Here is a 6,680-nt window from a genome sequence, read left to right as displayed (position 1 = left end):
GCTATAAACGTCGTCACATCCAAGGCGGTAAGGTCGGCAAGATTGCTGACAACGTCTTAAAGCGTCAGTTTAATCCTGATGCTCCTAATAAAACATGGGTAAGCGATATCACCTACGTTAGAACCCATGAAGGATTCTTGTACGTGGCAACCGTCATCGACTTGTTTTCCCGACGTGTTGTCGGGTGGTCAATGGACAAAACGATGGATCGATATTTGGTCATTAATGCTTTATTGATGGCTGTTTGGCAGCGAAAGCCCAAATATGAAGTATTAGTCCACAGCGATCAAGGTAGCCAATACGCGAGTTCTGATTACCTTGCTTTTATGAGGGCTCATAACTTGATTCCTTCAATGAGTTGTCGAGGGAATTGTCATGATAACGCGGTTGCGGAAAGCTTTTTTGCCACCTTCAAGAAGCGAGTGACAAAACGAAAGATATATTCGACAAGGGAAGAAGCGAAAGGTGAGATATTTAATTTTATTGAGATGTTCTACAATCCGATAAAACGTCATTCTCATACAGGCGGCGTGTCACCTGCAAAGTTCGAAGAAATGTATTTTTTAGAAGAAACTACTGTCTAGCAAACTTAGGGAAGTCCACTCCCATAACTTTCCCTGCGCTTGATCTATAAGATTCAAAATTTTCTTTTGTATCCTTATCCATAACGAAACGCACGCTTTGGTCAAGCTTTCCTGAAACTTGCATTAGTAGAACACTTAGTTCTTCAGCTTCCTTCTTATTCATTTAGATCTCCGTATATGAGCGATTTATTATGTGTTTCTCTTACTACAAGAATCTTGTGCAAACAATTTAAATACTAAAAGTATCGGCAACAAAACAGCTGACCAAATAGTTGATAGAAATAGAATTGCGATGAGTATGGATATGCCGCCTCCCTCAAGCTCAAAATTAATGGCGTATGCGGTAAACAAAGACAACACCACACATAAAAACGTCATTTTAATAGGCGGGAAGTAATACTTTTCAGGAAGCCATTTAGCCGACAATGACCAAATCAGCAAACATGGCCCTGCCGAAAGACATGCTAATAAAGCGATGATTCCTGCGAATATCAATATTTCCAATTAGTGAACTCTCCCTGACACATAACGCCCGCTCAAATGGTGAACAACACTATCCCAACACTCAACTATTATCCTATAAACGCAGGAGCCAAATAAACCCAAAACCACCAAGTGTTGAGAATCCGACTTGAAAGGTTTGTTATATGTTGCTTCCCTGCCCAAGCACTGGTCTGAAAAAACTACGTTCGTAGCTAATAATGCAGTCGACTTTATCTGCAAACTTAAAAACCTCAATACACTCGGGATCATTTAGAGATTTAAGACGATACTCTTCGTATGCTGATAAGCTTTCAAATGTGAACAAAGCTAGAGCTATATTATTCGCACCTTCTGACGGTAGGAAATAGCCATTGTGTTGACCACCGAACTTCTCAACAAGTGGAATCCACATTCTTGCGTATTCTTCAAATTCTTTAACCTTTTTCGGGTCAATCACGCACCTGACATAGCAAGTAATCATAAAATTTAAATCTTTCTAATAGCCTAATTTAATACGCAATGTATAACACCAAGCAGCCATACTTAACTACTTACAAAACTAAAATCAGCAGGGTAAGAATGAAGACCATCAAAATCCCCTTTACTCACCGCTACTCCATTACTTTTAGCAATAGCGTAGACTATACCCATATGAAAGAAGTAATTAGGCACTATATATCGATGAATAAAATCAGACTGGCATACCTCTATCTCTGAAAAGCCAGCTTTATCGGTTATAACTTTACTATCATCAATACAACGAATTTCAGGAAGCGTTTCTAATAACTCTCTCGTTGCTATGATTTGACTAACGACGGCGGCTTTCCCAACCTCATCAGACATTAACAAAACAGCCTCTTCCCCCAACAGCGGGTAATACCCTCTTAACACAAAATTGGCTGCGATTTTTGCGTTCATCTCAAGAGAAAACATATCATCCGTTAAAGACTCAGAGAACAGCTCGGGCGGTACTTTATTAACAATCGTCTCCAACTGTAATAAGTAGCCCTTGAATAATTGTTTAATGTGACCGCTCATTATTTCCTCTAAACCTCAATGATTGAGTGTGATCAGACAAACATTCGCCCAACGGATCATGTAGGTCAGATGAGACGAGGAACGAGGCGTGATCTGACGTGACATACATACGAAATGACAGCCTCAATAGTACAGTTCTATTTAAAAGTGAACGCCTTGATAAGACAGACTTCTAAAAAGTAATGTTTATGCTGGTAAGGCTAACGCTTACAGCATTGGCGCGGTATTTTTCGCGTCCATTGCCTGTGATTGTTAGCACTATACTCGTTCAAGTGCTTTATGTGGTTCTGGTGGAATCTTTATAGATATGCTATCTCCAACTTTTACAATTCCGCCTTCTTTAACTACTGCCATTATTCCTGCTTTACGAACTAAATTACCATCTTCATCCCGATCTAGAACGGCCTTCGTTAAACCTGACTGATAATTATCAAGCTGAGCACACGGATTCCTTAAACCAGTAACCTTCAGTACAACTTGTGAACCAAGATTGACCAATGTGTCTCTAGGTAACGATAATAAGTCAACACCTTCGGTAAGAACGTTTTCACATATAATCCCGGCCTCTACTTTGAAACCAGAATTTTGAAGTTCTGGTATTAACTCAGAATGAACTAAATGAACTTGTCGTAAATTTGGCTGCGTGGGGTCTGCCTTAACACGAGAGCGATGTTTCACAGTAACACCGCAATGTGCGTCTCCTTCAATTCCAAGACCCTTCACAAAAACAAGCGAATCACATGTTTCTTTAGAAAACCGGTGCTCGGAATCTCTACTTAATGAAACTACTTTCACACTTCCTCCTTGGTGCTAACGCCGCATTCAGCGGCTTGTCCGCTGCAATGCTTTGTTATGTTTTATCTTCGCACTAAAAGTCACTTTTTCTTCAGCAGCTTAAAAGCGATTCCGCCTATTGCAATCACTATAGGAGTTGCCACCTCAATAATTTTCTTGATTTTGTGGGACTTGCTAGAGGCACAGGAAGGACAGAAATCGATCTCGTCTTTCTGAAGCTCTCTTTCGCAGCTCTTACATTTCTGCATGTTTTTTCTCCATAAGCTCTGAGGGTTTGATTTCTATCTCTACAACATCTTCTTCAGGATGAATAAGAGTAGAAAACGAACTGGAATCAAATGTTTTTCTATACTCAATAAACTGTTTCCAGCCATCTTCTGGGAAGTGGCCATTTATTTTAGGCGCCAATCTAGATCGGACGTATGCTATATCCACGCCCGCTTTTTCTATTTTGCTTAGCCCTTCGTCAACTGAACTTAAAGCCACCTCTCGCTCTTCTAGAAACAAATGGCATCTGGCCAAAGTTTGTAGAGCGCTTAAGCAGGCGGAAAATGACTCAACAGCCATTTTATGGCTTTCTTCAGCCTCTTTAGACTTGTCTCCAATCCAGTTATCAAAAAATGATAGCTTTTGTTCTGGAAGCTCGCTGATCTGTCTCGACAATGCGCTTACTGTTTTTTCAAATCCACGCGTCAACTCTGTTATTGCATGTAATGCCAATTGCTCTCTTTTTTCAGAATCATGCATTCCACAAGCTTGGCGAAACAGCGACTTTCCTGTTTCAATTTCTGCAAGACGGTCACCATGAAACTCTTTAAATATCTTGCTTACTTGCTCCTCAATACGGTTTAGCTGCATGGCTATGCTCACTAAAAGAACTTGTGCGCCAACCGCCTTTGCAGCCTTCAACATCGAAGGTCCAACCTCCTGAAATTTCGCATGTTCAACAATTTTTCCATCTTTGTAGAACACGCCTTTCAGATTTCCCTGAGCATCCTTATACAGTTTGGCTCCTTCAGGAGCCAAAACAAGCTTGTAGACCGTATCCTGATTAAGCGCAGAAACGACTTCTGGAAGGCCGGTTATGCAGCGAAGTTCCGATACCAATGACTTCCTTCTGCGGGTAAATTCTTTTTTTTCACTATCTGAGAGTGATATCTCTTGTGAGAGACTAATTGGGATTATCTCTTTACTCATAGCTCCGTCTCTCGATTTCAATCACTTCAATGAGGATGCGCCTAAACATAACGCTAGCTAAGCGGAAAAATACAGTTTGGCTAAAATTAGCGAGGAACGAGCAAAAGCCAACTGTAATTTTTCCGTTTAAGCACCTTGTTAAGTTGCTAGTACTCTACTTTTTGCAAACGACGCTGAGCAGTGTCTTTGTAGAAACTATCAGTATCACCCGCTTTTGTGATAATGGTATTCAACCACAAACGAGTATTTCCCCAGTCTTTTTGACTCCAATAAGCTTGTGCAATTTGATAGCGGAAAGCTTGTAACGTAGAAGCTTTTGGAAATTGCGTTTCAAGTTCCTTAAAAGCTTTTAGAACCTGAGGCATGTATGTAGCAAAATCTTTTTCAACACCAAATTTAGAACCATATTGGCCGCGCTCTTTCCAGCCCAAAAGAGTTCTTATTTTTTCTTCGTAGGCGATTCTGGCTGCTTTGCTATTTGGGAATTCAGCAATCGTTTTGTCATACCATTTGCTAGCTGTTTCTACTTTTGGAATCCAACTAGAGTCAATTGTAAAACGACTATCTTTATCTGATGACCAAAAATCCGCGTGTTTTAAATAAGATGCAGCAATTGCATTATCTACAGACTCCTTAGCACTTTCGCCTACTATTTCAGATAACTGCTCAATTTTATTTTTAACTAACTTGGCTTCATCTGAAGAGGGGTATTTAAGAGAGAGTTGAGTCCATGTTTTTAAGGCTTGTGTGACTTGATTACTTTCAAAGGCGACTCTCCCTAATTCATAGTAAGCTTTAGCTTTGTTGGAGTCTGATGTTTTACTAAATATAATATCAATTAACTCAATCTTAGCTTGGTCTTTCAAACCATGTTCAGATAAAACCTTTGCCTTTTCTAGGGACGCTGCATAGGAGCTTGTAATAACAAGTGATAAACTTAAAGCGATAATTATTTTTTTCATGATTCTTCCTTGGATTCGATTGATACTGAATATAAATAGCAACTTAACGCCCGCTTAACAGGCGCGAAAAAGCTTGGCTACAATTAGGAACGAAGTGACGCAAGCCAAGATTTTTGCGTCTTTGTTGAAGCGATTGTTAGCCGTCATTTTCAGAGAGCCATTTATCAAAAGCTTCTTTAGAAACATTTGTTAAGAATGAAGAGTATTTTTCTTTATCATTCAAATACAAGCAATGTCTAATTATGGTGAAAGGATTTAAGCTCTCTTTAGATTCGCCTTGGCTCTCGAAGTATATTTGATACTGCTTAACTTTTGAAATTGTCGCTTTCATATATTCATTGAAATCAGTGCGAGTGATCTCCGGTTCAATCGCTACAATTTCCTCAGTAAAACCATCTACCTTGAAATCTTCGAACTCATAATCTTTAAAGAAGTGTTTTGCAATTTTCAAAAATCCAAAAGCATTCAAACGACCATTTTTCAGTAGTTTTGTAGGTCCAACTTGCCCCTCGGGCAGCGTATGAGAATCTTCAGTTTCTTCACTCTTTGCTTTTTCAATTTCTGCTTCAGTGGCAAGCCTTATTTCTTTGAACTCTCTGTCAGCGAGTTCGAACAATGCGGCAAGCGTATTTATTCTTCTTCTTAAAAAATTCGGAATACTCTTTTTGTACTTTATTTTATGATCCAGAACACTCCATGAGTCTTGAATAATAGTTCTAATTTGAATTTCAAAATTAAAGCCTACGAAAGCTTTATATTCAGGCATTTCACGTCTGGTTTCACCAAGCTTTAAGTCTAAGTGCAAACCTTTATAACCAAATTAATCTTCGGTACTTTCGACTTGAGAAATTTTGTCTGTTTCATCAATGACAGAAAAATGTTGTGCCAGGACGTTTTTAATTTTTTCAATATCGTCTTCATACAAACAGACGACTCTGAGTCCTATTAGGTCAGTAATATGATTTTTTATCTCATACTCTGTTTTTGATTCTTCTAGCTTTTTACGGTATTTGATATTGAATTTTTTGACACATTCTTCTTTATCTTTGACTCGTCCTTCTACTTTCGAAATATAAATATTCTCAGAATGAGTTAATAATGCATCTATCAGTGTTCTAAATGAGTCAGTAGCACCTTCAAGAAGCTTAATGTTATTTGAGTAAAACTCTCTAAATTGATTTTTTTCTTTTTCGAAATCCAAAGATGCCATTTGTACTCCTTGATGGCTAATGTTCGCCGTAAACGGCACAAAATAGCAGGCTAAAATTAGCGACGAAGGAGCACAAGCCTGCTGTTTTGTGTCCACGGTTTAACGGCCTTGTTAGTTACCTATTTTATCAAATTTAGATTTCCATATACGAAACCAACCGCAAATGCTTTCGCTTGCTTTAGTTTACTTGCGTTGACGTAATTTGAATTGAAATAAGTACAAGCCATATTAACAATATTTTGCTCTGCAACTTCCCATGAGTTGCCAAAGAGCTCGCTTGATACCTCAATCGTACGAGCAGTAGGCACCCAATTCTCATTGCACACCCAATCTTCGTCATCTTCATCGAATTCATTTGAGCCGACAATTTCAATGGCAAATGGCAAATGGCAAATGGCAAATGGCAAATGG

General features: G+C 39.0%; 11 protein-coding genes. 1 reads left to right on the top strand and 10 read right to left on the bottom strand.

Going from position 1 to position 6,680, the window contains the following annotated elements; translation table 11 throughout:
- Window positions 1-584: IS3 family transposase (locus BUA59_RS02110; RefSeq protein WP_072838051.1), on the top strand; the 584-nt coding region annotated here is incomplete at its 5' end.
- Here BUA59_RS02110 and BUA59_RS23785 read toward each other — a convergent pair.
- The 10 genes from BUA59_RS23785 to BUA59_RS02075 form a co-directional block, all read right to left on the bottom strand.
- Window positions 574-747 (bottom strand): hypothetical protein, encoded by a 174-nt coding sequence (locus BUA59_RS23785; protein WP_175550736.1) that lies wholly within the window; start codon window positions 745-747, stop codon window positions 574-576. The two genes, BUA59_RS02110 and BUA59_RS23785, sit on opposite strands and share 11 nt — an antisense overlap.
- Window positions 748-773: 26 nt before the next feature.
- Entirely contained in the window at window positions 774-1,088 is a 315-nt protein-coding gene (locus BUA59_RS23545; RefSeq protein WP_139248823.1) for a hypothetical protein, read from the bottom strand.
- A gap of 139 nt (window positions 1,089-1,227) precedes the next feature.
- A complete protein-coding gene (locus BUA59_RS02105; RefSeq protein WP_072838050.1) occupies window positions 1,228-1,548 on the bottom strand; it encodes an NIPSNAP family protein in 321 nt (106 codons plus the stop codon).
- Window positions 1,549-1,610: 62 nt separating this feature from the next.
- The gene (locus BUA59_RS02100; protein WP_072838049.1) at window positions 1,611-2,105 is read right to left on the bottom strand and encodes a DUF1993 family protein; all 495 of its coding nucleotides are present in this window, start codon (window positions 2,103-2,105) and stop codon (window positions 1,611-1,613) included.
- 258 nt (window positions 2,106-2,363) lie between these two features.
- Window positions 2,364-2,900, bottom strand: a complete 537-nt coding sequence (locus BUA59_RS02095; protein WP_072838048.1) for an MOSC domain-containing protein — start codon at window positions 2,898-2,900, stop codon at window positions 2,364-2,366.
- 234 nt (window positions 2,901-3,134) lie between these two features.
- Complete coding sequence (locus tag BUA59_RS02090) at window positions 3,135-4,097, bottom strand: hypothetical protein (RefSeq protein WP_139248822.1); 963 nt, start codon at window positions 4,095-4,097, stop codon at window positions 3,135-3,137.
- A gap of 146 nt (window positions 4,098-4,243) precedes the next feature.
- Window positions 4,244-5,059 carry a tetratricopeptide repeat protein gene (locus tag BUA59_RS02085; RefSeq protein WP_072838046.1) on the bottom strand — a complete coding sequence of 272 codons (816 nt, stop codon included), beginning with the start codon at window positions 5,057-5,059 and terminating at the stop codon, window positions 4,244-4,246.
- A gap of 136 nt (window positions 5,060-5,195) precedes the next feature.
- Window positions 5,196-5,864: a hypothetical protein gene (locus BUA59_RS24320; RefSeq protein WP_217653714.1), complete on the bottom strand. Its 669-nt coding sequence runs from the start codon at window positions 5,862-5,864 to the stop codon at window positions 5,196-5,198.
- 15 nt (window positions 5,865-5,879) lie between these two features.
- A complete protein-coding gene (locus BUA59_RS24315; protein WP_217653713.1) occupies window positions 5,880-6,269 on the bottom strand; it encodes a RelA/SpoT domain-containing protein in 390 nt (129 codons plus the stop codon).
- A 119-nt stretch (window positions 6,270-6,388) separates the two neighbouring features.
- Window positions 6,389-6,680, bottom strand: a 292-nt coding sequence (locus tag BUA59_RS02075; protein WP_217653712.1) for a hypothetical protein, incomplete at its 5' end; no start/stop codon positions are given.

Source organism: Marinomonas polaris DSM 16579 (assembly GCF_900129155.1).
Lineage (GTDB): Bacteria > Pseudomonadota > Gammaproteobacteria > Pseudomonadales > Marinomonadaceae > Marinomonas > Marinomonas polaris.
Note: the sequence above shows the minus strand (reverse complement) of the source record. Positions and strands in the feature narration are given on the sequence as shown.